The 22,401-nt window shown below is 70.0% G+C and carries 22 protein-coding genes and 2 tRNA genes; 15 read left to right on the plus strand and 9 right to left on the minus strand.

The annotated features are described in order from the left end of the window. The 5 genes from ACTJJZ_RS09860 (at position 1) to ACTJJZ_RS09880 (ending at position 3,471) form a co-directional block, all read left to right on the plus strand. On the plus strand, positions 1 to 1,590 hold the full coding sequence (locus ACTJJZ_RS09860; RefSeq protein ID WP_440721007.1) for an alpha/beta hydrolase: 1,590 nt from the start codon (positions 1 to 3) through the stop codon (positions 1,588 to 1,590). Between the two features lie 93 nt (positions 1,591 to 1,683). Continuing rightward, a tRNA-Thr gene (locus ACTJJZ_RS09865) sits at positions 1,684 to 1,759 on the plus strand. A gap of 55 nt (positions 1,760 to 1,814) precedes the next feature. Beyond that, positions 1,815 to 2,429 (plus strand): isochorismatase family protein, encoded by a 615-nt coding sequence (locus ACTJJZ_RS09870; protein WP_440721008.1) that lies wholly within the window; start codon positions 1,815 to 1,817, stop codon positions 2,427 to 2,429. Continuing rightward, on the plus strand, positions 2,426 to 2,971 hold the full coding sequence (locus ACTJJZ_RS09875; protein WP_440721009.1) for a DUF1697 domain-containing protein: 546 nt from the start codon (positions 2,426 to 2,428) through the stop codon (positions 2,969 to 2,971). Before ACTJJZ_RS09870 ends, ACTJJZ_RS09875 begins: the two co-directional genes overlap by 4 nt. 86 nt (positions 2,972 to 3,057) lie before the next feature. After that, the gene (locus ACTJJZ_RS09880) at positions 3,058 to 3,471 is read left to right on the plus strand and encodes an arsenate reductase ArsC (RefSeq protein WP_440721010.1); all 414 of its coding nucleotides are present in this window, start codon (positions 3,058 to 3,060) and stop codon (positions 3,469 to 3,471) included. An 8-nt stretch (positions 3,472 to 3,479) separates the two neighbouring features. Here ACTJJZ_RS09880 and ACTJJZ_RS09885 read toward each other — a convergent pair whose 3' ends face one another. Together ACTJJZ_RS09885 and ACTJJZ_RS09890 are read right to left on the minus strand one after the other, a co-directional pair. After that, complete coding sequence (locus ACTJJZ_RS09885) at positions 3,480 to 3,848, minus strand: A1S_2505 family phage non-structural protein (protein ID WP_440721011.1); 369 nt, start codon at positions 3,846 to 3,848, stop codon at positions 3,480 to 3,482. A gap of 87 nt (positions 3,849 to 3,935) precedes the next feature. Then, positions 3,936 to 4,008, minus strand: a tRNA-Lys gene (locus ACTJJZ_RS09890). A gap of 65 nt (positions 4,009 to 4,073) precedes the next feature. Between ACTJJZ_RS09890 and ACTJJZ_RS09895 the strand changes: the two genes are divergently transcribed. The 4 genes from ACTJJZ_RS09895 (at position 4,074) to ACTJJZ_RS09910 (ending at position 7,148) form a co-directional block, all read left to right on the plus strand. Continuing rightward, entirely contained in the window at positions 4,074 to 4,703 is a 630-nt protein-coding gene (locus tag ACTJJZ_RS09895) for a DNA-directed RNA polymerase subunit beta (RefSeq protein ID WP_440721012.1), read from the plus strand. Positions 4,704 to 4,873: 170 nt separating this feature from the next. Next, on the plus strand, positions 4,874 to 5,248 hold the full coding sequence (locus ACTJJZ_RS09900) for a VOC family protein (RefSeq protein WP_440721013.1): 375 nt from the start codon (positions 4,874 to 4,876) through the stop codon (positions 5,246 to 5,248). A 194-nt stretch (positions 5,249 to 5,442) separates the two neighbouring features. Then, a complete protein-coding gene (locus ACTJJZ_RS09905; protein WP_440721014.1) occupies positions 5,443 to 6,321 on the plus strand; it encodes an aminodeoxychorismate lyase in 879 nt (292 codons plus the stop codon). Positions 6,322 to 6,416: 95 nt separating this feature from the next. Beyond that, on the plus strand, positions 6,417 to 7,148 hold the full coding sequence (locus ACTJJZ_RS09910) for a flavodoxin family protein (protein ID WP_440721015.1): 732 nt from the start codon (positions 6,417 to 6,419) through the stop codon (positions 7,146 to 7,148). A gap of 25 nt (positions 7,149 to 7,173) precedes the next feature. On the opposite strand, the gene pstB is transcribed toward ACTJJZ_RS09910, so the two are convergent. The 6 genes from pstB to ACTJJZ_RS09940 all read right to left on the minus strand — a co-directional run bounded on the left by pstB (position 7,174) and on the right by ACTJJZ_RS09940 (position 14,661). Next, positions 7,174 to 7,953, minus strand: a complete 780-nt coding sequence (gene pstB, locus ACTJJZ_RS09915; protein WP_440721016.1) for a phosphate ABC transporter ATP-binding protein PstB — start codon at positions 7,951 to 7,953, stop codon at positions 7,174 to 7,176. 18 nt (positions 7,954 to 7,971) lie between these two features. Further along, positions 7,972 to 9,066, minus strand: a complete 1,095-nt coding sequence (gene pstA, locus ACTJJZ_RS09920; protein ID WP_440721017.1) for a phosphate ABC transporter permease PstA — start codon at positions 9,064 to 9,066, stop codon at positions 7,972 to 7,974. Then, positions 9,063 to 10,076 (minus strand): phosphate ABC transporter permease subunit PstC, encoded by a 1,014-nt coding sequence (pstC, locus tag ACTJJZ_RS09925; RefSeq protein WP_440721018.1) that lies wholly within the window; start codon positions 10,074 to 10,076, stop codon positions 9,063 to 9,065. The genes pstA and pstC overlap by 4 nt, the downstream gene beginning before the upstream one ends. Positions 10,077 to 10,237: 161 nt before the next feature. Further along, positions 10,238 to 11,365: a phosphate ABC transporter substrate-binding protein PstS gene (locus ACTJJZ_RS09930; protein ID WP_440721019.1), complete on the minus strand. Its 1,128-nt coding sequence runs from the start codon at positions 11,363 to 11,365 to the stop codon at positions 10,238 to 10,240. Positions 11,366 to 11,491: 126 nt separating this feature from the next. Beyond that, positions 11,492 to 12,499, minus strand: coding sequence for an NUDIX hydrolase (locus tag ACTJJZ_RS09935; protein ID WP_440721020.1), 1,008 nt, complete (start codon positions 12,497 to 12,499; stop codon positions 11,492 to 11,494). Beyond that, positions 12,496 to 14,661: an RNA degradosome polyphosphate kinase gene (locus tag ACTJJZ_RS09940; RefSeq protein WP_440721021.1), complete on the minus strand. Its 2,166-nt coding sequence runs from the start codon at positions 14,659 to 14,661 to the stop codon at positions 12,496 to 12,498. Before ACTJJZ_RS09940 ends, ACTJJZ_RS09935 begins: the two co-directional genes overlap by 4 nt. Before the next feature lie 146 nt (positions 14,662 to 14,807). On the opposite strand from ACTJJZ_RS09940, the gene ACTJJZ_RS09945 reads away from it, so the two are divergent. Further along, positions 14,808 to 16,229 carry an MFS transporter gene (locus tag ACTJJZ_RS09945; RefSeq protein ID WP_440721022.1) on the plus strand — a complete coding sequence of 474 codons (1,422 nt, stop codon included), beginning with the start codon at positions 14,808 to 14,810 and terminating at the stop codon, positions 16,227 to 16,229. Further along, on the plus strand, positions 16,229 to 16,891 hold the full coding sequence (locus ACTJJZ_RS09950; protein ID WP_440721023.1) for an aspartate/glutamate racemase family protein: 663 nt from the start codon (positions 16,229 to 16,231) through the stop codon (positions 16,889 to 16,891). Before ACTJJZ_RS09945 ends, ACTJJZ_RS09950 begins: the two co-directional genes overlap by 1 nt. Before the next feature lie 65 nt (positions 16,892 to 16,956). Here ACTJJZ_RS09950 and ACTJJZ_RS09955 read toward each other — a convergent pair whose 3' ends face one another. Continuing rightward, positions 16,957 to 17,649 carry a winged helix-turn-helix transcriptional regulator gene (locus tag ACTJJZ_RS09955; RefSeq protein ID WP_440721024.1) on the minus strand — a complete coding sequence of 231 codons (693 nt, stop codon included), beginning with the start codon at positions 17,647 to 17,649 and terminating at the stop codon, positions 16,957 to 16,959. 124 nt (positions 17,650 to 17,773) lie between these two features. Between ACTJJZ_RS09955 and ACTJJZ_RS09960 the strand changes: the two genes are divergently transcribed. The 4 genes from ACTJJZ_RS09960 (at position 17,774) to pabB (ending at position 22,310) form a co-directional block, all read left to right on the plus strand. Then, positions 17,774 to 18,067, plus strand: coding sequence for a hypothetical protein (locus ACTJJZ_RS09960; RefSeq protein ID WP_440721025.1), 294 nt, complete (start codon positions 17,774 to 17,776; stop codon positions 18,065 to 18,067). Between the two features lie 238 nt (positions 18,068 to 18,305). Further along, the gene (locus ACTJJZ_RS09965; protein ID WP_440721026.1) at positions 18,306 to 18,923 is read left to right on the plus strand and encodes an FABP family protein; all 618 of its coding nucleotides are present in this window, start codon (positions 18,306 to 18,308) and stop codon (positions 18,921 to 18,923) included. A gap of 2 nt (positions 18,924 to 18,925) precedes the next feature. After that, positions 18,926 to 20,173 carry a CAF17-like 4Fe-4S cluster assembly/insertion protein YgfZ gene (gene ygfZ, locus ACTJJZ_RS09970; protein ID WP_440721027.1) on the plus strand — a complete coding sequence of 416 codons (1,248 nt, stop codon included), beginning with the start codon at positions 18,926 to 18,928 and terminating at the stop codon, positions 20,171 to 20,173. 4 nt (positions 20,174 to 20,177) lie between these two features. Then, the gene (pabB, locus tag ACTJJZ_RS09975; RefSeq protein WP_440721028.1) at positions 20,178 to 22,310 is read left to right on the plus strand and encodes an aminodeoxychorismate synthase component I; all 2,133 of its coding nucleotides are present in this window, start codon (positions 20,178 to 20,180) and stop codon (positions 22,308 to 22,310) included. Positions 22,311 to 22,401: the final 91 nt, after the last annotated feature.

The following is a 22,401-nucleotide window of genomic DNA, read 5'->3' on the forward strand; positions in this document are numbered from 1 at the left end:
GTGAACAGCCGTCCCCTGCGGGGCGGTGCGCCGAGCGGCCGTCTTGTCTCGCGCCTGCGTCGTCTCTCGGCGGTCGTCGCCGGCCTGACCGTCGCCGCCGTGGCACTCTCCGGCTGCCTGTACTCGATGATCCCCGCGGAATCGTCCCCGTCGTCCCGGTCGACGACGCCGCCGGACACCTCGGGCATCGCCCCCGAGCTGCAGTCCTTCTACGGACAGAAGCTGAGCTGGTCCTCGTGCGGCTCCGGCATGGAGTGCACCACCGTGAAGACGCCTCTGGACTGGGAGAACCCCGCCAAAGCGTCCATCGACCTGGCCGTGGTCCGGCACCGCGCGAGCGGAACGGCGAAGGGATCCCTGCTCACCAACCCGGGCGGTCCCGGCGCGAGCGGCGTCGACCTGATCAAGTCGAGCCTGACGTTCGCGGTCAGCGGGACTCTGATCAAGAACTACGACGTGATCGGCTTCGACCCTCGCGGAGTGGGCGCCTCCACCGCGGTGAAATGCTACGACGCCGCGCAGATGGACGCCTATCTGTACTCGATCCCGCCGGGCACCCGAGGCAGCGCCCCGTGGAAGGCCGCGCAGGAGAAGGCGAACAAGGACTTCGGCGCCGCCTGCGAGAAGAACAGCGGCGGGATCCTGCCGTACATCACGACGGTGAACTCCGCTCGGGACATGGATCTGCTGCGCGGCGTGCTCGGCGACAAGAAGCTGAACTACCTGGGCTACTCCTACGGCACCTTCCTCGGGGCGACCTACGCCGAGCTGTATCCGGACCGGGTCGGGCATCTCGTGCTCGACGGCGCGCTCGATCCCGCGGTCTCCAACCTCGACGTGAGCACCACCCAGGCGATCGGCTTCGAATCGGCGCTGAAGGCGTACATGACCGACTGCCTGAAGAGCAAGAAGTGCCCGTTCCAGGGCACGGTGGACGAGGCGATGAGCGATCTCGGCGCGCTGCTGGCGAGTGTGGACCGCTCGCCGCAGAAGAACGCCGACGGCCGCATGCTCGGCGCGGACACCCTGATGACCTCGATCGTCGTCGCGCTCTACTCGCAGGGCGACTGGACCTACCTGACGCAGTCGCTCACGGCGGTGCTGAAGGGGGATCCGACGATCGCGTTCCAGCTCGCCGACTCGTACAACTCTCGGGAGAACGGCAAATACACCGACAACTCCACTGAGGCGTTCGACGCGTACAACTGCATGGACTACCCGAGGGACGACGATGCGGCGGCCAAGGCCGCCTCGCAGGCCAAGATCAAGGCCGAGGCGCCGGTCGTCGCGCCCTACTGGGACGGCGCCGACGTGTGCGACCAGTGGCCGTATCCGCCGTCCGGCACGCGTGGCGAGATCAAGGCCGCAGGATCCGGTCCGATCCTCGTCGTCGGCACCACGAACGACCCGGCGACCCCGTACGCGTGGGCCGTCTCGCTGGCCAAGCAGCTCGAAGGGGGCGTGCTGATCACCCGCGTCGGCGAGGGGCACACCGGCTACAACAAGGGCAACAGCTGCGTCGACGACGCCGTGGACGCGTACTTCGTGAACAGCACGGTGCCCGACAAGGCCGGCATCCGCTGCGGCTAGGCGGACAGCGGGGCGACTGGTTCGCGGCACCCTCCCGGACAGGGTAAGATCGTTGATCGTGCGGTTCGTCCGCATGCGCCTCTCACGGGGTGCGCCGCCCTAGCTCAGTCGGCAGAGCATCTCACTCGTAATGAGAAGGTCAAGGGTTCGATTCCCTTGGGCGGCTCCACGAACGAAACCCCCTCCGCGGAGGGGGTTTCCTCGTTTCGGCGTACCCTCGAAGCATGAGCCGGGCACTGCTGATCGTCGACGTTCAGAACGATTTCACCGAGGGCGGCGCCCTCGCCGTCACCGGAGGGGACGCGGTCGCATCCGGCATCAGCGCACTGCTGCACGGGCACGCGACGGACTACGAGGTCGTGATCGCCTCCCGCGACTGGCATGACGCGGACGGCGACAACGGCGGCCACTTCGCCGACGCGCCCGACTACGTCGACACCTGGCCCGTGCACTGCGTTGCGGGCACCCCCGGCGCCGACTACGACCCTCTGCTGGACACCGCGGCGGTCACGCATCACGTCTTCAAGGGGCAGGGCAGACCGGCGTACTCGATGTTCGAAGGCACGACCGAAGACGGAGAGACGGTCGCCGGCATCCTCACCGCCCACGGCGTGCTCACCGCCGACGTCGTCGGGATCGCGACAGACCACTGCGTGCGCGCGTCCGCGGCGGACGCGATCGCGCACGGCCTGCGCGTGCGGATCCGCACCGACCTGGTCGCCGGCGTGGGAGAGGAGTCGAGCGCGGCGGCTCTGACCGAGCTCGCCCACGCAGGCGCCGAGCTGGCGGACGGCGACGCAGAGCCGGACGGCGCGGACGCGGACGGGCCGGGGGCGTGACGGCCGAACGCTGCGTGCTGCTGCTGCGCGCCGTGAACGTCGGCGGCAACAACCGGGTGCCGATGGCCGAGCTGCGCGCGCTGATGACCGAGCGGATGGATCTCGGCTCGGTGGCGACGTACATCGCGAGCGGCAACGTGATCTGCGACGCCCCCGCGGACCGCACGGCCGGATGCGCCGCGGTGCGGTCCCTGATCCACGACGAGTTCGGCGTGGACACTCCGGTGGTTCTGCGCACGCATGACGAGCTGGTGCGGGCGATCGCGGAGAACCCGTTCCCGGATGCCGCCAGCGACAAGATGCTGCACGCGATGTTTCTCGAAGGGGCACCGCGCACGGACGGCGTCCAGGCCCTCACCGAGCGCCTGCAGCCGGGGGAGCGGATCGCGCTGCGCGGCGCGGACCTGTGGATCGACTATGCGGCGGGCGTTCACACGACCAGGCTCACGCGCGCGGTCCTCGACCGGGCGCTCGGCGTGGCCGGCACCGCCCGCAACCTCCGCACCGTGCAGAAGCTCGCCGAGCTCACAGCTCCGGTCTGACCCGGCCGGCTCGGTGACCCGATCGCCGGACCGTCAGGTCGGACGAGGACACCGGCCTCGCGCCGCAGTCCGCTAGCGTGAGCGGTATGACGCATGCGCCCCTGATCCTGTTCGTCTGCGTGCACAACGCCGGTCGTTCGCAGATGGCCGCCGGTTTCGCCCGCGCGCTCGGCGGCGGCCGGGTCGAGGTGCGCTCCGGCGGGTCCGAGCCGGGCGAGCGGATCAACCCCGCGGCGGTCGAGGTCATGGCGGAGAAGGGCATCGACATCACCGCTGCCGTGCCGCAGCTGCTGCGCACCGAGGATGTGCGCGAGGCCGACGCGGTGATCACGATGGGTTGCGGGGACGCCTGCCCGATCTTCCCCGGCAAGCGCTACGAGGACTGGGATCTGCGCGATCCCGCTGGGCAGAGCGCGGACGTCGTCCGCGAGGTGCGCGACGACATCGAGGTGCGGGTGCGTGGTCTGCTCGCCGATCTCGGCGTGCCCGTGGCGGCGTAGTCGCAGGATCAGAGATACGGCAGGAACGACTCCGGCATCGTGACGTTGCCGGGCGCGCCGCGGAACAGCGGAGCGACCTGCTGCGGGGTGTACCCGGCGATCCCGCACCCGACGGGCGTGAGCAGGAACCTCAGCTCCGGGTGCGCTTCGGCATACCGGAGGAAATCGCCTGCCTCGGACGCCAGCGTCGTCAGGCCGCTCATCGTGTCGATGGCGTAGGTCTGGCCGTGATGCCCGTGTCCCTCGCCCCAGACCGCCCCGAACCTGCGATGCGCGGTGAGGGCCGCCCCGCCGCCGTGGTTCCCCTCCGCATTGGAGCCGAAGACGAAGACCTCGTCGGGCTTCAGCTCCGTGACGGCCTTCGGTGTGACGTCCACATCCCCTCCGATCCGGTCGATCCTGGCTGATTCCAGCCTGTCACCCGGTGACGCACATGCGGTGATCTCAGGTCATCACCTGGAGTGTGGGCCCCGTGGGGCTCGAACCCACGACCCGCGGATTAAAAGTCCGATGCTCTGCCAACTGAGCTAGAGGCCCGTGCTTCCGAGTCTAACGGTCGCGAACGGGTGCCCTGCGTCGGCAGGGGCGCGTACCCTGGGTCGGTGCCTGCGCCCTTCCACCGCCCCGTCCGTCTTCCTCCGGAGACGTTCGACAACCTGCTCGGATCCCACGACCCCGCCGAGCGGACGCGGATGGCGCACGCCACGGCGTCGGCGCTGCTCGCGCGCGTGCGCGCGGACGACAGCGGCGTGAGCGCGGAACGGCTCGTGGCGTACGCGAAAGAGCACGGCATCGACGAGGTCGCCGAGCTGTGGGCCAAGAGCCCCGCCGTGTCTCTGCCGGGCGCGCTCTGGCGGCTGTATCTGCTGCAGGCCTCGATCCACGGCGACCCGGCCACGGCGGCGCTGCTGCACGAGCGGGGAAGGATCGAGCTGCCCTCGGCCGACGCGCTGGTCGCGGGCGCCCCGGTGCCCGCCGGGCCGGACGAGCTGGTGGCACTCATCGACACGATCCTGCGCGGTGCGTTCTCGGGCGACTTCTCCGTCGCCCTGGAGCGTGCGGCGGCGTTCTGCCGGGTGCAGGCGTCGGGCTCGACACACCTCGCCGACGACTACGAGCCCACCGAGCCGCATCGCTCCAGCGACCTCACCGCGCGCGCCTCACGGCTGAGCGCCTTCGCGCACGATCTCGCCGCGTCCGCCGGGGCGTGGCGCACCGGATCCCTGAACTGAGCCGCCGGCACCTCCCCTCCGGCGACCGGCTCGGCTAGGCTGGATCCGATGATGACCAGTCAGGCCCGCGCGAGCCGTTCCCGGATCGGCGATCTGGTCGCCGACTGATCCGCGCTCCTCCTCTCGTTCTCCGCACTTCAGCACAGCGCAGAACGACACAGAGGAGAGACATGACAGCGCATTTCAACCACACCATCATCGCGTCGACCGACCCGGCCGCGATGGCGGGCTTCTACCGCGACCTGCTCGAGGCCGACGCGGCCCCGTCCTGGGGGCCCTTCACGAACGTGCAGATCGGCGGCGGCGTCCTGCTGCAGTTCGCGACGCCGCCCATCGAGTTCCCGCCGCAGCACTACGCCTACCTGCTCGACGACGACCACTTCGATCGCGCTTACGCGACGATCGTGGCGCGCGGGATCGAGCACTGGGCGGATCCGCAGAGGTCCTCCCCGGGCGAGATCAACCACGAGCACGACGGGCGCGGGGTGTACCTGCTGGATCCGTCCGGGCACTACCTGGAGCTCATCACGCGCCCCTACCTGTGAGGCATGGTCCGCAGGCATGAAGGAGCCGGGCCGCAAGAACGCCTCTCGGCGGAAGGCCGCTCGCAGCGGCGAAAAATGGAGCCCGGGGTTATGCGGCCCGGCCGATCAAGTGTAACAAGTCATGGCGGGAGGTATTCCCGGCGGCGGGTCCGCGGCGTCGTCGGGAGTGTCGCGCGAGGCCGTAGGCTCTCACCATGGATCGCCGATTCGCCCTGATGATCGAGCCCGCTCCTGAGGCGCTCTCCGACTACGCCGGCACGTTCGCCGTCGTCGACGCGTCCGCTCCCGCGCTGAGCGTCGGCGAGCTCAGCACCCAGCGCGGCGACGGCGTCTTCGAGTCGATCGGCGTGGTCGACGGCCATGCCCAGGAGGTCGAGCCGCACCTGCAGCGTCTCGCGCACTCCGCTCAGCTGTGCGAGCTCCCGGATCCGAACCTGGCGCAGTGGCGCGCGGCCGTCGCGATCGCGGCGCGGAACTGCCCGGCCGGAGAGAGCGTGATCAAGCTCATCCTGAGCCGCGGTGTGGAGAAGGGGCCCGCGCCCACCGCCTGGGTGACGGCCGCACCCGCCGGCGACTTCACGGCCGCCCGCACCGGCGGCATCAAAGTGGTCACCCTCGACCGCGGCTACGACAGCGGCGCGGCGGAGCGCTCGCCGTGGCTGCTGCTCGGCGCCAAGACGCTCTCCTACGCCGTGAACATGGCGGCGCTGCGCGAGGCCCGCCGCCGCGGCGCCGACGACGCGATCTTCGTCACCACGGATGGCGTGGTGCTGGAGGCTCCGACCGCCTCGCTGATCCTGCGCTTCGGCGACCGCTTCGTCACCCCAGCGCCGCACGGCGGGATCCTGCAGGGCACCACGCAGCTCAGCCTCTTCTCACACCTCGAGGAGCAGGGCTTCGAGACCGCGTACGAGACGGTCCCGACCGAGGACCTCGCCGCTGCGGACCAGGCGTGGCTGGTCTCCAGCGTGCGCCTCGCGGCCCCGATCACCGCGATCGACGACACTCGGCTGACCCTGGACAGCGCGTTCACCGCCGGCCTGAACGCCTACCTGCTCTCGCCGCGCGACTGAGTCCCTGCGCGGGCGGGAATCCCGTCAGCGCAGAGTCCCTTACGGGATCGGAAGAAGTCGAGGCGCTCCGGCATCGGCCGCCGTAGTCTGCCCCCATGACAGAAGATCTCGGCGCTCCGGCGACCTATGACGACCTGCGGGCCGTGTTCATCAACTGCACGCTGAAGAAGAGTCCGGCGCTCAGCAACACGCAGGGCCTGATGGATCGCAGCATCGCCCTGATGCGCTCCCAGGGCGTCGCGGTGGAGAGCATCCGGTTCATCGATCATGACGTCGCGACCGGGGTGTATCCGGACATGCGCGAGCACGGCTGGGCGTCCGACGCCTGGCCCGACGAGATCTGGCCGCTCATCGACGCGGCGGACATCGTGGTGGTCGGCGGCCCGATCTGGCTGGGCGACAACGCATCGATCACGCGCAAGCTCATCGAGCGGCTGTACGCGATGAGCGGCCTGTTCAACGCGAAGGGCCAGTACGTGTACTACGGCAAGACCGGAGGGGCGATCATCACCGGCAACGAGGACGGCGTCAAGCACGCGGCCATGTCGATCCTGTACAGCCTGCAGCACATCGGCTTCACGATCCCGCCGGCCGCGGACGCGGGGTGGATCGGCGAGATCGGGCCAGGACCGAGCTACCTGGATCCCGGATCCGGCGGGCCGGAGAACGACTTCACCAACCGCAACACGACGTTCATGACCTGGAACCTGCTGCACACGGCCCGACGGCTCAAGGATGCCGGCGGCATCCCCGCCTTCGGCAACCTGCGGCAGGCGTGGAACGACGGCGAGCGGTGGGGCTACGACGCCAACCCGGAATACCGGTGACGTCGCCGAAGAGGAGACCGGAGGATCACCCGAAGCGGCCCGAGACGTAGTCCTCCGTGGCCTGCTCCTTGGGCGACGTGAAGATCGTCGTCGTGTCGGCGTACTCGATGAGCTTGCCGGGCTTGCCGGTGCCGGCGATGTTGAAGAACGCGGTCTTGTCGCTCACCCGCGACGCCTGCTGCATGTTGTGCGTCACGATGACGATCGTGTACTGGTTCTTCAGCTCGGAGATGAGCTCCTCGATCGCGAAGGTCGAGATCGGGTCGAGGGCGGAGCAGGGCTCGTCCATCAGCACCACCTGCGGCTCCACGGCGATCGTCCGGGCGATGCACAGGCGCTGCTGCTGACCGCCGGAGAGGCCGGCGCCCGGCTTGTCGAGACGGTCCTTCACCTCGTTCCACAGATTCGCGCCTCGCAGCGACTTCTCCACGAGATCGTTCGCGTCGGAGGCCGAGATGCGCCGGTTGTTCAGGCGGACGCCGGCGAGCACGTTCTCCTTGATCGACATCGTCGGGAACGGGTTCGGCCGCTGGAACACCATGCCCACCTGGCGGCGCACCAGCACCGGATCCACCCCGGGACCGTAGAGGTCCTCGCCGTCGATCAGCACGCTGCCCTGCACGCTCGCGCCCGGGATCACCTCGTGCATGCGGTTCAGGGTGCGCAGGAACGTCGACTTGCCGCAGCCGGACGGGCCGATGAAGGCGGTCACCGTGCGCGGTGCGATGTTCATCGAGACGCCCTCGACGGCGAGGAAGTCGCCGTAGAAGACGTTCAGGTCGTTGACTTCGATGCTCTTGGACACGCGGTGTGCCTTCCTGACTTAGCGGCTCTTCGGCGCGAATGCCTTCGCGACGACCCGAGCGATGAGGTTGAAGATGACGACCACGATGACGAGCAGCAGGGCGGCCGCCCAGGCCTGCGCCTGCGAGGCGTCGATGTCCTTGCCCGGGAAGCTCCAGGACGTGTAGGCCACTACGGGAAGGGTCAGCATCGGGCCGCTGAACGGGTCGGCGTTGAAGTTGTCGGTGAAGCTCGCGGCGATGAAGATCGGGGCGGTCTCGCCGATCACGCGGGCGACGGCCAGCACCACACCCGTGACGATGCCGCTCGCGGCCGTGCGCAGCACCACCTTGATGATGGTGGCCGCGCGGGGAACGCCGAGGGCGAGGGAGGCCTCACGGAGCTCGTTCGGCACCAGCCGGATCATCTCCTCGGTGGAGCGGATCACGATCGGGATCATCAGCACGCAGAGCGCGATCGACGCCGAGAAGCCGCTGAACGCCTTCGGGCCGACGATGAGGGCGAAGAACGAGAACGCGAACAGTCCGGCGACGATCGACGGGATGCCGGTCATCACGTCCACGAGGAACGTGATCGTCCGCCGCATCGGGTTCGTGGGGAGCGCGTACTCGGTGAGGTACACGGCGGCGAGGATCCCGATCGGCACGGAGATGAGGGCGGCGATGCCGGTGATGATCAGGGTTCCGACGACCGCCTGCAGGGCGCCGGGCGTGTTCGTGACCGCGAGCGTGTTCGGGTCGAACGCCGCGCCGCCCACCTTGGTGATGAAGTCCCAGTTCAGCGCCCGCAGGCCCTGGACCAGCACGGTCCACAGCGTCGAGATCAGCGGTGCGACGGCGAGCACGAACGCGCAGACCACGAGCCCGCGGACGATCCGGTCGGTGGCCTTGCGGCGGTTCTCGACGATGCCGGAGCCGACGCCGATCGCGATCAGGTAGACCACGCCGGTGAGGACGAGCCACAGCGCCGGGTTGAAGTTCTGCAGCACCAGCAGCACGGCCGCGATGACGACGGCCGTGCCGACCGCGGTCGCCGGTTCGATCCACCGCGGCAGTTGGCCGCTGGTGAGATTCATCGGCTGGACGACGATCGGGGCGGGACCGGCGGCGCTCATACGCGCTTCCCGATCTTCGGGGCGGTGCGCGCCTTGCGCTCGGACCGGCCGAGGATGCCGCGGGCGATCATGTTGACGGCCAGCGACACGACGAACAGCATCAGACCGGTCCCGATGAGGGCCGAGCGCTGCATGTCCGTGGCGATCGGGAAGTTCAGCGCGATGTTCGCGGCGATGGTCTGCGAGTTGTAGCCGTCGGTGAGCACGGCGAAGGAGAACAGGATCGACGGCGAGATGATCAGCGCGATCGCCATCGTCTCGCCGAGCGCCCGGCCGAGCCCCAGCAGGATCGCGGACACCATGCCGCTGCGGGCGTAGGGGAACACGGCCAGCCGGATCATCTCCCAGCGGGTCGCGCCCAGTGCCAGGGCGGCCTCCTCGTTCAGTCGCGGCGTCTGCAGGAAGATCTCCCGGGTCAGCGCGGTGACGATCGGCAGGATCATCACCGCGAGCACCACACCGCCGGTCAGCGTGGTGGATCCCGTGCTCGACACCGGACCTCGGAAGACCGGGATCCAGCCGAGGTACTGGTTCAGGAAGTCCGCGAGCGGGAGCAGGAAGGGGCGCATCACGAGGATGCCCCACAGGCCGAACACGATCGACGGCACCGCGGCGAGGAGGTCGACCACGTAGGCCAGTGCGGTCGCGAGCCGGCGGGGAGCGTAGTGCGAGATGAACAGCGCGATGCCGATCGCGACGGGAGCGCCGAGGATCAGCGCGATCAGCGCCGACCAGATGCTTCCCCACAGCAGCGGAGCGACGTAGTTCCAGAAGGATCCCCAGTGCTTGTTCTGGTAGCCGGCGAGGTCCTTGTCGGTGTTCCAGTTCGCCGTGATGGCGGGAAGGCCCTTGAGGATCAGGAAGAGCGCCACGCCGGCGAGGATCACCATGATCGAGGCCGCGGCCGTGGTCGACAGGCCGAGGAAGAAGCGGTCGCCGGCGCGTCGTGTCCCGACGAGCTTCTCGGGGGTGGCGACCCTCACGGCCTCCTGCTGCGCGACATCAGTCACGGTCGCACTCTCGATCTCGCATCTCGCGTCTTTCTGCTTGTCCCGGCAGCGGCCGGGAATCGTCGGGTCAGACAGAACTCGGCAGAGCCTCCGCCCGAGGCGGCTGCTCTGCCCAATCCGGGTCGACCCCGCAGGGCCGACCCGGACTGACCGTGAGCGACCTACTTGATCGTAGCCAGCGTCTCCTGAGCGGCCTTCAGGACCGATGCCGGAAGCGGCGCCGCGCCGGCGTTCTTCGCGGCGACCTGCTGGCCGATCGTGCTGTCGACGAAGCCGATGTACGACTTCACGAGCTTGGCCTGAGCGGGCGTCTTGAAGGTCGTGCACGCGACGGCGTACGAGACCAGCGGGATCGGGTAGGTCTCGGCGGTCAGCTTGGAGTAGTCGAACTTCTTCGACAGGTCTCCGGGGGTGCCGTTCGAGGCCTCCACCGCGGCGACCTCGAACGTCTTCGAGACGGCGTCGGCGCTGAACGGGATCGCGGTGCCGTTCTGCAGGATCGAGGCGCTGTCGAGCTTGCCGATCGCGGAGTGGTCGGCGTAGCCGATGGTGCCGGTGCCGGCCTCGACGGCCTGCACCACACCCGAGCCGCCCTTCTGCTTCGAGACGTCGCCCTCGACCGGCCAGTCCTTGCCCGCCGGGTAGGTCCACACGCTGGACTGCGTGCCCGCCAGGTAGTTGGTGAAGTTCGCCGTGGTGCCGGAGCCGTCCGAGCGCGCCACGGTGGTGATCTTGCCTGCGGGGAGCGCGGTGCCGTTGTCCTTCGTGATGGCCGGGTCGGACCAGTCGGTGATCTTCAGGGAGAAGATCTTCGCGATGGTCTCGCCGCTGAGCTTGAGGCTCGTCACGCCCGGGACGTGGAAGACGATGGCGACGCCGTCGAGGTAGACGGGGATGTTGAGACCGCCCTCGGTGCACAGCGCCTTCGAGGAGGTGGTCTGCTCCGCGTTCAGGGGCGAGTCGGAGCCGGCGAAGTCGTACGCCCCGCTGAGGAAGTTGGTGACGCCGCCGCCCGAGCCCTGCGACTTGTCGTAGTTGACGGTGACGCCCTTCACCTGCGCGTTGTAGGCGGCGACCCACGCGGCCTGCGCGTTCGCCTGAGCGCTGGATCCGCCGGCGGTGATCGTGCCGGTCAGCGATGCGTCCACCTTCGAGGTCACCGCACTGCCGGTCGGCGCCGACGACGGGGAGTCGCTGCCGGTCGCGGCGGGGGAGGCGGAGCAGCCTGCGAGCGCGATCGCGGCGAGCGCGCCCACGGCGCCGAGCGTGGTGATGCTGTTGAGCTTCACTGTGTAAGTCCTTCGCTGTGTCGGGAGTGCCCCGGTGCAGGGCCACGCCAGACGATAGGTGTCGTCCCTTACGCGATCAAAGATCGAAGGTGAACGGGCGGTGAACGCCTGTCTGCCGCGACGGGATCAGATCTTCGGCAGATGGGTCTCGATCGAGATGATGCCGGAGCCCGGATTCGTCGCGCTGAGGTGCACCACGCTGAACGCGCCCACCTCGAGCGCGGAGGCGCTGCCGAGATAGGAGCCGTGCATCGTCCCCGTGGCCAGCGCGATCTCGCGGAGGATGTCCGGGAGCACCGGGCCGTGACTGCACAGCACGGCGGCCTTGCCCGCGCGGACGCGCTTGCCGATGACGGCCCTGGGGTCCGACCTGCCCTCGTCCCAGGCGTCCTGGCTGAGCAGGGGCGTCTTGGAGACTTTCAGCTCGAGGGACTTCGCGAGCGGCTTGACGGTCTGCACACAGCGGCGGGCGTCGCTGGACACGATCTTCTGCACCCCGAATGCGCGCAGCGGCCCGACGATCGCGTCGGCCTGAGCGCGACCGCGCGGGGTGAGCGGCCGGGCCGCATCGGATCCGAGCCACACGCCCCGGCTCGTGGCCTTCGCGTGCCGCAGCACGATCAGCGGAAAGGTGCGCAGCGCACCGTCGGCGACAAGCTGCGCGAACGCGTCCAGGATCTCGACGTCGACGGGATAGCTCAGCCGTGACCGCGCCTTCTTCACGCTCACCCACTCGAGGGCGGCGATCTCGCGGTTCGGCACGAACGCGGACGCGCGGATCGCGTCCTCGGTGGCCTCCGCGGCCCAGTAGTGCACGACCTTCTGCTTGCGGTTCGCCATCGTGTACCGGGACACCCCGACGGGCGCGCCCAGCGAGACCCGGATCCCGGTCTCCTCGAAGATCTCCCGCACGGCGGTCTCGGCCAGCATCTCGCCCGGGTCGACCTTTCCCTTCGGGAGGGTCACGTCCCGGTACTTGGTGCGGTGGATCAGCAGGATCCGGACCTTGTGGTCCACGAGGCGCCAGACCAGGCCGCCGGCCGCGTACACGGCACGATCCGGGCGGTCCGCCACGACGACGACACCGGTGGTGTCCGCGGTGGCGGTGCGCGGACCGGTGGCGCCGGCTGTCATCGGACCGCCCTGGGCCGCCGACGCTTCTGGATCTCCGACATGGTCCAATCCTGCAGGTCCACGAGCGGCGTGCCATCGTCCCGGAACGCGCGTCGTGTCCATTCCCCGTCGGCGCCCAGGTGCCAGGACGACGTCTCCGGGGAGAGGGCCGTGTCGAAGAACGTCAGCAGCTCGTCGACGTGGGCCGGATCCGTGACGCGCACCAGGGCCTCGACGCGGCGGTCCAGGTTGCGGTGCATCATGTCGGCGCTGCCGATGAAGACCTGCGGATCGCCCTCGTTGTGGAATGCGAAGATCCGGGAGTGCTCGAGATAGCGGCCGAGGATCGAGCGCACCGTCATGTTGTCCGTGACTCCGGGCAGATCGGAGCGCAGGCTGCAGATGCCGCGCACCCACACGTTCACGGGCACGCCGGCGGCGCTCGCCCGGTACAGCGCGTCGATGATCTGCTCGTCGACGAGCGAGTTCACCTTGATGCGGATGTGCGCCGGCTTGCCCTTGAGCGCGTTCTGCCGTTCCTTCTCGATGAGGCGCAGCAGCCCCTTGCGCAGGTGCAGCGGGGCGACCAGCAGGCGCTTGAACTTCTTCTCGATCGCGTAGCCGCTGAGTTCGTTGAACAGGCGGGTGAGGTCCTTGCCGACCTGCGGGTCGGCCGTGAACAGGCCGAAGTCCTCGTAGATGCGGCTGGTCTTCGGGTTGTAGTTGCCGGTGCCGATGTGGCTGTAGCTGCGCAGCACGCCGTCCTCCTCGCGGATGACGTTGACGAGCTTGCAGTGCGTCTTGAGACCGACGAGGCCGTAGACGACGTGCACGCCGGCCTTCTCCAGCTTGCGGGCCCAGACGATGTTGTTCGCCTCGTCGAAGCGCGCCTTCACCTCGACCAGCACCAGCACCTGCTTGCCGGACTCGGCGGCGTCGATCAGGGCCTGCACGATCGGGCTGTCGCCCGAGGTGCGGTACAGCGTCTGCTTGATGGCGAGCACGTGCGGATCGCGGGCGGCCTGCTCCAGGAACGCCACCACGCTGGTCGTGAACGACTCGTACGGGTGGTGCACCAGCACGTCCGCCTTGCGGATCGCCTTGAAGATGTCGATGCTCTCGTTCGCGCCCGGCTTGAACGCCACCGCGGTCGTGGGCACGTGCGGGGTGTAGCGCAGGTCGGGGCGGTCGACGCGACCGAGCCCGAACAGGCCGCGCAGGTCGAGCGGGCCGGGGAGGCGGTAGACCTCCTGGTCGGTGATGTCGAGCTCGCTGAGCAGCAGGTCGAGAGTGACCTCGTCCATGTCGTCGGTGATCTCGAGACGGATCGGCGGCCCGAACCGGCGGCGCAGCAGCTCGGCCTCGAGCGCCTGGATGAGATTCTCCGACTCGTCCTCCTCGATCTCCACATCCTCGTTGCGGGTGAGCCGGAACGCGTGGTGGTCGAGCACCTCCATCCCGGGGAAGAGGTCGTCGAGGTGGTTGGCGATCAGCTCCTCCAGGCGGATGAAGCGCAGGGCGCCGTCCGGCGCCGGGACCTCGACGAACCGCGGCAGCATGGGCGGGACCTTGAGGCGAGCGAACTCCTGGCGTCCGGTGCGGGCGTTGCGGATCCGGATCGCGAGGTTCAGCGACAGGCCCGAGATGTACGGGAACGGGTGCGCGGGATCGACCGCGAGCGGCATCAGCACCGGGAAGACATTGGCCTGGAAGTAGTCGGTGAGCTCAGCCTTGGCCTCGCCGTCCAGGTCGTCCCAGTCCACGATGTCGATGCCCGCCTCTGCCAGCGCCGGGCGGACCAGGCCGGTCCACGCGGCGGCGTGGCGCAGCTGCAGCTTGTGCGCCTCTGCGGAGATGTCGGCGAGGACGTCCGCCGGCGCGCGCCCCACGTTGGTCGGCACGGCGAGGCCCGTCATGATCCGGCGCTTCAGTCCCGCGACGCGCACCATGAAGAACTCGTCCAGGTTGCTCGCGAAGATCGCCAGGAAGTTCGCCCGCTCCAGGGTCGGCAGCGTCTCGTCCTCGGCGAGCTCCAGCACCCGCTGGTTGAACGCCAGCCAGCTCAGCTCCCGGTCCAGGTAGCGGTTGTCCGGGAGGAGCGAGTCGTCAGGCTCGACGAACGCGTCGAAGTCGTCGTCCTCGGCGTCGCCGAGACCGGAGTCTGCCAGTGCGGGATCGATCATGCGCCCATCATTGCAGGGTGGTGTGTCCGGCGGGCACGCGTTTCTCAACTTCGGTGGGGGAGGTGTGGACACCCCGCCACGTGCGGGCGTAGCATTGCGGTGAAATTAGAATTCCACAATGTGAAATTGAACAAGGAGGTTCAATTGTGTCCACGACAGAATCCCGTGATGCCGAGGGTGAACAAGTCGCCCCGATCACGCAGCAGATCGAGAGGGCGTACTCGACGATCGGCGTCACCAAGGCCCACCGTTACATCATGGGAATGGTCTTGCTGGGCGTGTTCTTCGACGCCATCGAGCAGAACTCGGTGGGAATCACCGGCCCGCTGATCAAGAGCTACTGGGGTCTGCAGACCGGGGAGATCGGCTTCCTGAACACCATCACGTTCACGGCGACTGCGCTCGGTCGCGTGGTCACCGGATTCGTCGCCGACAGGTTCGGCCGGCGCACGCTGTTGATGATCAACCTGATGATCTTCGCGGCGGGGTCGTTGTTGTGCGCGCTCGCCCCCGACTACGCAGTGCTTGCGATCGGTCGCTTCATCGTCGGCTACGGCCTGGGTGGCGAGATCTCGGTCGCCGTCGTCCTCGTGGCAGAGTTCTTCGCAGCCAAGCACCGTGGCACGGCAGTCGGCCTGGTCAACGTCACGGCCGCGGGCTTCGGCAACATGCTCGCCCCTGCATTCGGTGTGCTCGTGTTCACACTCGTCCCGGGCCCGGAGGGCTGGCGCTGGGTGTTCGGGCTGCTGTTCATCCCCGCGCTGCTGGTCATCTACTATCGGCGCTACATCCCCGAGACGCCGCGGTTTCTCGCATCCCGCGGGCAGGTCGACAAGGCCAACGACGTCATCTCGCGTCTGGCGCAGGGCAAGCTGCGCGGATCGATCCATGCCGATGCGTTCCTCGCGAAGGCGGGCGAGGTCGTGGTCCCGGCTGGCGCCCAGCGCGGATCGTGGATGGACGTGCTGCGCGGCGCCTACCGCCGGCGCACGATCCTGCTGTGCGTCGCGGTGGCGTGCTCGTACGCGGCGCAGATCTCGATGCTCACGCTCATGCCGACGATTCTGGTGGCGAGCGGCTATGACATCAACAAGTCGCTGTGGTTCACGTTGATCATGCAGTCCGGCTCCCTCGTGGGCGCGATCGCCGCGGCGGTCTTCGCGAGTCGCTGGCCGCGCAAGCGCACACTCACGATCGCGGCGATCGTGGGCGTGGCGGCGGGCCTGGCGATGGCGTTCCTGAGCAGCTCGATCGTGCTCATCATCGTGTTCGGCTGGCTCTTCAACTTCGCCGTCATCATCCTCAACACCACGATCTGGCTGTTCGCGCCCGAGCAGTATCCGACCCGCATCCGCGGTTTCGGGGCGTCGATCATCATGGCGATGGGGTCGCTTTCGGGTGGGCTGTTCCCGCTGATCACCGGCATGGTGTTCGACGCGTCGGGCCTGTGGGGGATGTTCGGCCTGCTGGCGATGCTGTTCGTGCTGCTGGGGATCGTCGTGCAGTTCCCGCCCGAGACCTTCGGAAAGCCGCTCGAAGAGGACGACCTCGTGACGGTCGTCCATTGATGTCGACCCGCATTCGGACGGTCCTGGTCATCAACCCGAACTCGAACGCGGACACCACCGCCATGATGTGCAGGTTCGCTCGTGAGCAGCTGCCCGAGATGAATGTGGTCGGCGCGACGGCCGAAGGCGGCCCGCGGATGATCCTGGACCCGGTCGCACTTGACGAGTCCCGGCGATACGTCACGGAACAGGCGCGGCGCGGCCTCGCCGCGCACACGGTCGATGCGGTCGTGGTCGCCGCGATCGGCGATCCCGGTCGCGCCGAACTCGCCGATCAGCTCGACGTTCCGGTCATCGGAATCGGGATGGCGTCCGTCATCGCCGCCGCCGCGGGCGGGCGACCGTTCGCGATGGCGACATCGACCCCGCTGCTGGCCGCGTCGCTGGCATCGCTCGCGGACGAGCACGGAGGAGGCGCGCCGTTCAGGGGAGTCGAGCTCACGGAGTCGGAGCCGACCGTGCTGGCCGCCGATCCGGAACGGCAGTTCGCCGAGCTGCGCGCGTGCGTCCAGCGCTGCGCGGCCAACGGCGCCGAGTCGGTGATCATCGCCGGCGGTCCGCTCAGTGAGACGGCCCGCCGGCTCGCCGCGCTCGACCTCGCGCGGATCGTCGAGCCGATCCCCGCCGCGGCCTCCCTCGTGCGGGCGGCGCTCGCCAGGTGATCGATGCGCCGGGCTCGGTGATCGATGCACCGGGCTCGGTGCATCCGCTCCCGCGATCGCGGGACTCAGCGCGGACCGGGGGAGACCGGGCGGCTCTCGTCCTCGTCCACGTTGAATCGGTAGCCCACGTTCCGCACGGTTCCGATGATGTGCTCCTGGTCGCCGAGCTTGGCCCGCAGCCGGCGGACGTGCACGTCGACCGTGCGGGTGCCGCCGAAGTAGTCGTAGCCCCAGACCTCGCTGAGCAGCTGCTCGCGGGTGAACACCCGGGACGGGTGCGTGGCGAGGAAGTGCAGCAGCTGGAACTCCTTGTAGGTGAGATCCAGCGGGGTCCCGTGCAGCTTCGCGGAGTAGGACTGCTCGTCGATCGTCAGCCCGGAGGTCTGCACCTTGACCGGTTCCGCGGTGGACTCCTCCCGGGACAGCGCAAGCCGGATCCGCGCGTCGATCTCGGCCGGTCCCGCGTCGCGCAGCAGCACGTCGTCGATCCGCCACTCGCCGCTCACGGCGCTCATGCCGCCCTCGGTCACGACCAGCAGTAGCGGTCCGCGCAGCCCGGTCGTGCGGATCAGGGTGCACAGCGACTTCGCGGCGACGAGGTCGGTGCGCGCGTCGACGATCACGACGTCGGCGTCCGGTGCGGTGACCAGCTCGGCCGGCTGGGCGGGGATGGTGCGGACCCGGTGCCCGAGCAGCTCCAGGGCGGGCAGGACCGGCTCCGCAGCGGGAGACGAGGTCAGCACCAGCAGTTGCGCCAAGCGGGATCCTTTCCAGGCCCCCACTCTACTCAGCGTCGCGCGCTCCTTCGTCCTCGTGTCGCGAAGGGTCCGGTGGCCGCGGCGACGCGGTGCGCTCACAGTGTCGATGCGCCACAATGGGCGCATGGCAGCCGACCCCGCCCTCGCTCCGCGCAGCCCGCTCGTGGGCCTCGTCGTCACCTGGTCCGTGGCGGCGGTCGGCGCGATCCTGATCGGGATCCTCGCTCCGAGCCGGGCCATGATGACCTGGTACGTCGTCGGCTTCGGCGTCTGCGTGCTGCTGTCCTTCGGGGTCCAGCTGATCCGCGCGGAGACCCGCGGCTTCATCCTCCGGGTGGCGGCCGGGTGCCTGGGGGCGCTGCTCGTGATGGGAGTGATCTCGGTCGGCTTCGGCGTCGCCTCGCTGTTCACCGGATGAGCCGGCGGAACCCGCGATGCCACCGCGCGATCCGGACGCCGGGCGACGCGGAGACGGCATAGAGTAGTCGTATGGACATCGTCGCGCTCGAACTCTTCTTCGTCGGCCTGCTGGCATTGGCGGGGCTCGCGATCGCCTTCTGCGCGGGTGCCGTTCTGGTCAACCTGTTCCGCGGCCAGCGCTGACCCGCGACCGCCGACCGGAACCTGCCCACAGACTGCACGCCGAGAGGGCCCTCATGCTCGATCTGCCCACGGACCTGCCCGCCGACATCGTCCCGCTGTCGTGGCTGCTCGGAGTCTGGGAGGGCACCGGCGTCATCGACTACGAGGTGACGGATCCGGACGGCGAGACGCATCGCTATGCCGGCGAGTTCGCGCACCGGGCGAGCTTCAGCCACGACGGCGGTCCGTTCCTGAACTACGCGGCGACCGGCACCTTCACGCCCGAGGACGGTGAGCCCGTCGCGCTGGTCGCGGAGACCGGCTTCTGGCGGCTGGCGTGCCCGGCCGGGACCGACGACGCCGGACCGGCCCTGCTGCCGCCGCGGGAGACGCGGACCGCGGCCCGCACCGCCGACGACGTCGAGGCGCTGCGGCTGCCTGAGGGCGGCTTCCCGATCGAGGTGTCGCTCGCGCACTCCGACGGCATGCTGGAGCTCTACCTCGGGCGCATAGACGGCCCGCGCATCGACATCGCCACCGACGCGGTCGTGCGGGCAGCCGGCGCGAAGAACTACGGCGCGGCCACGCGCATGTACGGCCTCGTGGACGGTCATCTGCTCTGGGCGTGGGACATCGCGGCCCTCGGCACGGAGCTGCGCTCGCACGCCTCCGCGCGGCTGGCGAAGGTGTGACCGTGTCCGCGTTCTCCGCGCTCCCGGGGTGCGTCCTGGATGGGGCCCCGCCGCACGACGCCGAGCGGTCCGTCGTGCTGCACTTCGGCGACCCGTTCCGCGAGCAGCGCGCGCTCGAGCGCGGGCTCGCGCTCGAGCCCCTCGGCGACCGCACCGTGATCGAGCTGACCGGACCCGAGCGGCTCACCTGGCTCGACTCGATCACCTCGCAGTCCGTCGCCCGGCTCGCCGCGGGCGAGAGCACGGAGCTCCTGGTGCTGGATCCGCAGGGGCGGATCGAGCACGTCGCCGCGGTGTTCGAGGACGGCTCTTCGACCTGGCTCATCGCGGACGCCGCCGACGCCGCGCCGCTCGCGACCTGGCTGCAGCGCATGGTGTTCCGCGCCGACGTGACCGTCCAGGTGCGACCCGAGCTCGCCGTCGTCGGCTTCTTCGCCGGCGGCGAGGCGGAGCAGCGCGCCCAGCGCGCCGCACTCGCCCCGCACGGCCTCGCGGTGATCTGGACCGATCCCTGGCCGTCGGTGCAGCCCGGCGGGCATCAGTACCACCCCGGCACCGAGCACCCCGGCACCGCCTACCACTGGCGCACCGCCGTGCTGGACCAGGAGAGCGCCGCCGCGCTCGCCGTGGACACCGGCGTGACGTGGGCCGGGACGCTCGCCGCGGAGGCGCTGCGCATCGCGGCGTGGCGACCGCGCTGGGCGGGTGAGGTCGACGACCGCTCGCTCCCGCACGAGACCGACTGGATCCGCAGCGCGGTGCACCTGAACAAGGGCTGCTACCGCGGGCAGGAGACCGTCGCCAAGGTGCACAACCTCGGACACCCGCCGCGCCGTATCGCCGCGCTGCACCTGGACGGCAGCGACGACCTGCTGCCGGAGCCGGGAGCGCTCGTCCTCGCCCCCGCCGCGGGCGCAGCCGCTTCCGGCACGGCTCCCTCCGGCCCGGCTCCCTCGGGGCCTGACGAGCCCGATGCCGGATCCAGTGCCGAGTCCGGTGCCGGATCCAGCGCCGAGGAGGTCGGCCGGATCACCTCGGTCGCGCGGCACCACGAACTCGGTCCGATCGCGCTCGCGATCCTGTCGCGTCGCGCCCCGGTCGGCGACCTCGTGGTGCGCACCCCCGACGGGGACGTGGCCGCCGCGCAGGAGGTCATCGTCCCGGCGGATGCGGGGGCGACCGCGGACGTGCCGAGGCTGACCCGGCTGTCGCGCCGGCCGTCCGCGCCGGATCCGCGGGACGCCCGCTGACGTCGTGGGCGGTCCGACGCCCGGCGAGCGTCCGCTGCGGACGCTGCTGATCGACAACTACGACTCGTTCACGTACAACCTCGTGCACCAGATCGCCGCGACGGCGGGGCGGCCTCCCGAGGTCGTGCCGAACGACTGGGACGGCTGGGGACCGGCCGTCCTGGACGAGTACGACGCAGTCATCCTGTCGCCCGGGCCGGGGGATCCGCGCACCCCGGCGGACTTCGGGATCTGCGCCGAGGCGATCCGCGGCTGCGTCGCGCGGGGGCTTCCGCTCTTCGGCGTGTGCCTCGGCCATCAGGGGCTGGCCGCCGCGTTCGGGGCCGCGGTGCTGCGGGCTCCCGAGCCTCGTCACGGCCGTCCCTCGCCGGTGACGCATGACGGCACCGGTCCGTTCCGGGGACTGGCGTCGCCGATCGAGGTGGTGCGCTACCACTCGCTCATGGTCGACGAGGTGCCGGAGGAGCTCGTCGTCACGGCGCGGGCCGACGACGGCGTGATCATGGGGCTGCGGCACCGCACCCTGCCGCTCTGGGGCGTGCAGTTCCACCCCGAGTCGATCGGCACCCCGGACGGGACGCGGATGATGGCGAACTTCGTTGCCATGGCGCGGGAGCGCATGCTCGGCGATCCCGCCGCGCCCACTGCCGAAGGGATGGGCGCGGGTCCCCCGGGCGGCGCCGGGACACGGGACGGCGTGCCGGTGGCCGGCTCCGAAGGCGGCACGGGCGTGGCCGTGGAGCAGCGGGTGGCGCAGCAGATCCTGCCCCTGGCCGTAGATCCGGCACGACTGTTCACCGCCCTCTTCGGGAGCGCCGCGCAGGCCGTCTGGCTGGACGGCAACCGCCCGGGCGATCCGCGCGCTCGGTACTCGATCATGGGCGGGGGCGACGCGCTGGTCACTGCGACCGCCGACGTGCAGGCCGGGACCGTGACCATCCGTGGCGGCGCGGACGGCGAGACCCGGGTCATCCGCTCCGGGTTCTTCGACTGGCTCGACGCGGAGCTCACCGAGAACCGGACGGCGGCCACGGGACTCCCGTTCGCCCTGGGCTGGATCGGCGCGCTCGGCTACGAGCTGCGCGCCGAGTGCGGCTCCCCGCACGGCGGGCGCGCGCCGACCCCGGATGCGCTGCTCGTACGGCTGGACAGGGCGGTGGTGATCGACCACGAGGAGCGCAGGATCCGGCTGCTCGCCCGGGAGGATGACGCGGGTTGGCTGGAGCGGACCGCCGCGCGGATCTCCGGTCTCACCGGTGCCGAGCCCGCTCCGGCCGAGGCGAGCCCGCCGCTGTTCGCGCTGTCCGCCCGGCATTCCCGGGCGGACTATCTCCGCCTGATCGGGGACGCGCAGGAGCAGATCGCCGCGGGGGAGACCTACGAGGCCTGCCTGACCAACATGCTGCGCGGTGCGCCGGAGGATGCCGCGGGGTGGGATCCGCTCGCCGCCTACCTGGTGCTGCGCGCGCAGAACCCCGCCCCGTTCGGCGCCTTCCTCCGCATCGACGGGGTGAGCGTGCTGAGCACCTCGCCCGAGCGGTTCCTGCGGATAACGGCGGACGGCGCGGTCGAGTCCAGTCCGATCAAGGGCACCCGGCCGCGCGGGGAGACTCCCGGCGAGGACGAGCGGATCCGTGCGGAGCTCGCGGAGGCGGAGAAGGACCGCGCTGAGAACCTGATGATCGTGGATCTGGTGCGGCACGACCTCGGCCGCACGGCGGAGCTCGGATCCGTGCACGTCGACGGGCTGTTCCGGGTCGAGAGCTATGCGACCGTGCACCAGCTGGTCAGCACCGTGCGCTCGCGGCTGGCCGCCTCGCCGGTGGCCTGTGTGCGGGTGGCCTTCCCGCCCGGCTCCATGACCGGGGCGCCGAAGCTGCGCACGATGTCCGTCCTCGACCGGCTCGAGGACGGCGCGCGCGGCCTGTACAGCGGCGCCCTCGGCCTCTTCTCGTTCGACGGCGCCGTCGACCTCAGCGTCGTGATCCGCACGCTCGTCGCGCACGACGGCGGCGTCGACTACGGGGTGGGCGGCGCGATCGTGTCGCTGTCCGACCCGGCGGACGAGTACACCGAGACCGTCGTGAAGGCCAGACCGCTGCTGCGGCTGGCCGGCGCGGAGTTCCCCGAGGGCTGAGATCCGCGCAGCGGACGACCTGGGCCGTGGCACAGAGCGCGCCCCTCCGCAACCCTCTGCCCGGTGGGGCGCGGCCGCCATATCCTGCCCG

It is taken from the genome of Microbacterium sp. 22242 (genome assembly GCF_052045495.1).
Lineage (GTDB): Bacteria > Actinomycetota > Actinomycetes > Actinomycetales > Microbacteriaceae > Microbacterium.

What these genes read in the sequence shown, in the direction of transcription:
- ACTJJZ_RS09935 (WP_440721020.1), bottom strand. Translation starts at nt 12,499, where the DNA reads ATGACAGCCGGCGCCACCGGTCCGCGCACCGCCACCGCGGACACCACC.
- ACTJJZ_RS09965 (WP_440721026.1), top strand. Translation starts at nt 18,306, where the DNA reads ATGCTCGATCTGCCCACGGACCTGCCCGCCGACATCGTCCCGCTGTCG.
- ACTJJZ_RS09870 (WP_440721008.1), top strand. Translation starts at nt 1,815, where the DNA reads ATGAGCCGGGCACTGCTGATCGTCGACGTTCAGAACGATTTCACCGAG.
- ACTJJZ_RS09900 (WP_440721013.1), top strand. Translation starts at nt 4,874, where the DNA reads ATGACAGCGCATTTCAACCACACCATCATCGCGTCGACCGACCCGGCC.
- ACTJJZ_RS09960 (WP_440721025.1), top strand. Translation starts at nt 17,774, where the DNA reads ATGGCAGCCGACCCCGCCCTCGCTCCGCGCAGCCCGCTCGTGGGCCTC.
- ACTJJZ_RS09880 (WP_440721010.1), top strand. Translation starts at nt 3,058, where the DNA reads ATGACGCATGCGCCCCTGATCCTGTTCGTCTGCGTGCACAACGCCGGT.
- ACTJJZ_RS09910 (WP_440721015.1), top strand. Translation starts at nt 6,417, where the DNA reads ATGACAGAAGATCTCGGCGCTCCGGCGACCTATGACGACCTGCGGGCC.
- ACTJJZ_RS09940 (WP_440721021.1), bottom strand. Translation starts at nt 14,661, where the DNA reads ATGATCGATCCCGCACTGGCAGACTCCGGTCTCGGCGACGCCGAGGAC.
- ACTJJZ_RS09950 (WP_440721023.1), top strand. Translation starts at nt 16,229, where the DNA reads ATGTCGACCCGCATTCGGACGGTCCTGGTCATCAACCCGAACTCGAAC.
- ACTJJZ_RS09905 (WP_440721014.1), top strand. Translation starts at nt 5,443, where the DNA reads ATGGATCGCCGATTCGCCCTGATGATCGAGCCCGCTCCTGAGGCGCTC.
- pstA (WP_440721017.1), bottom strand. Translation starts at nt 9,066, where the DNA reads ATGAGCGCCGCCGGTCCCGCCCCGATCGTCGTCCAGCCGATGAATCTC.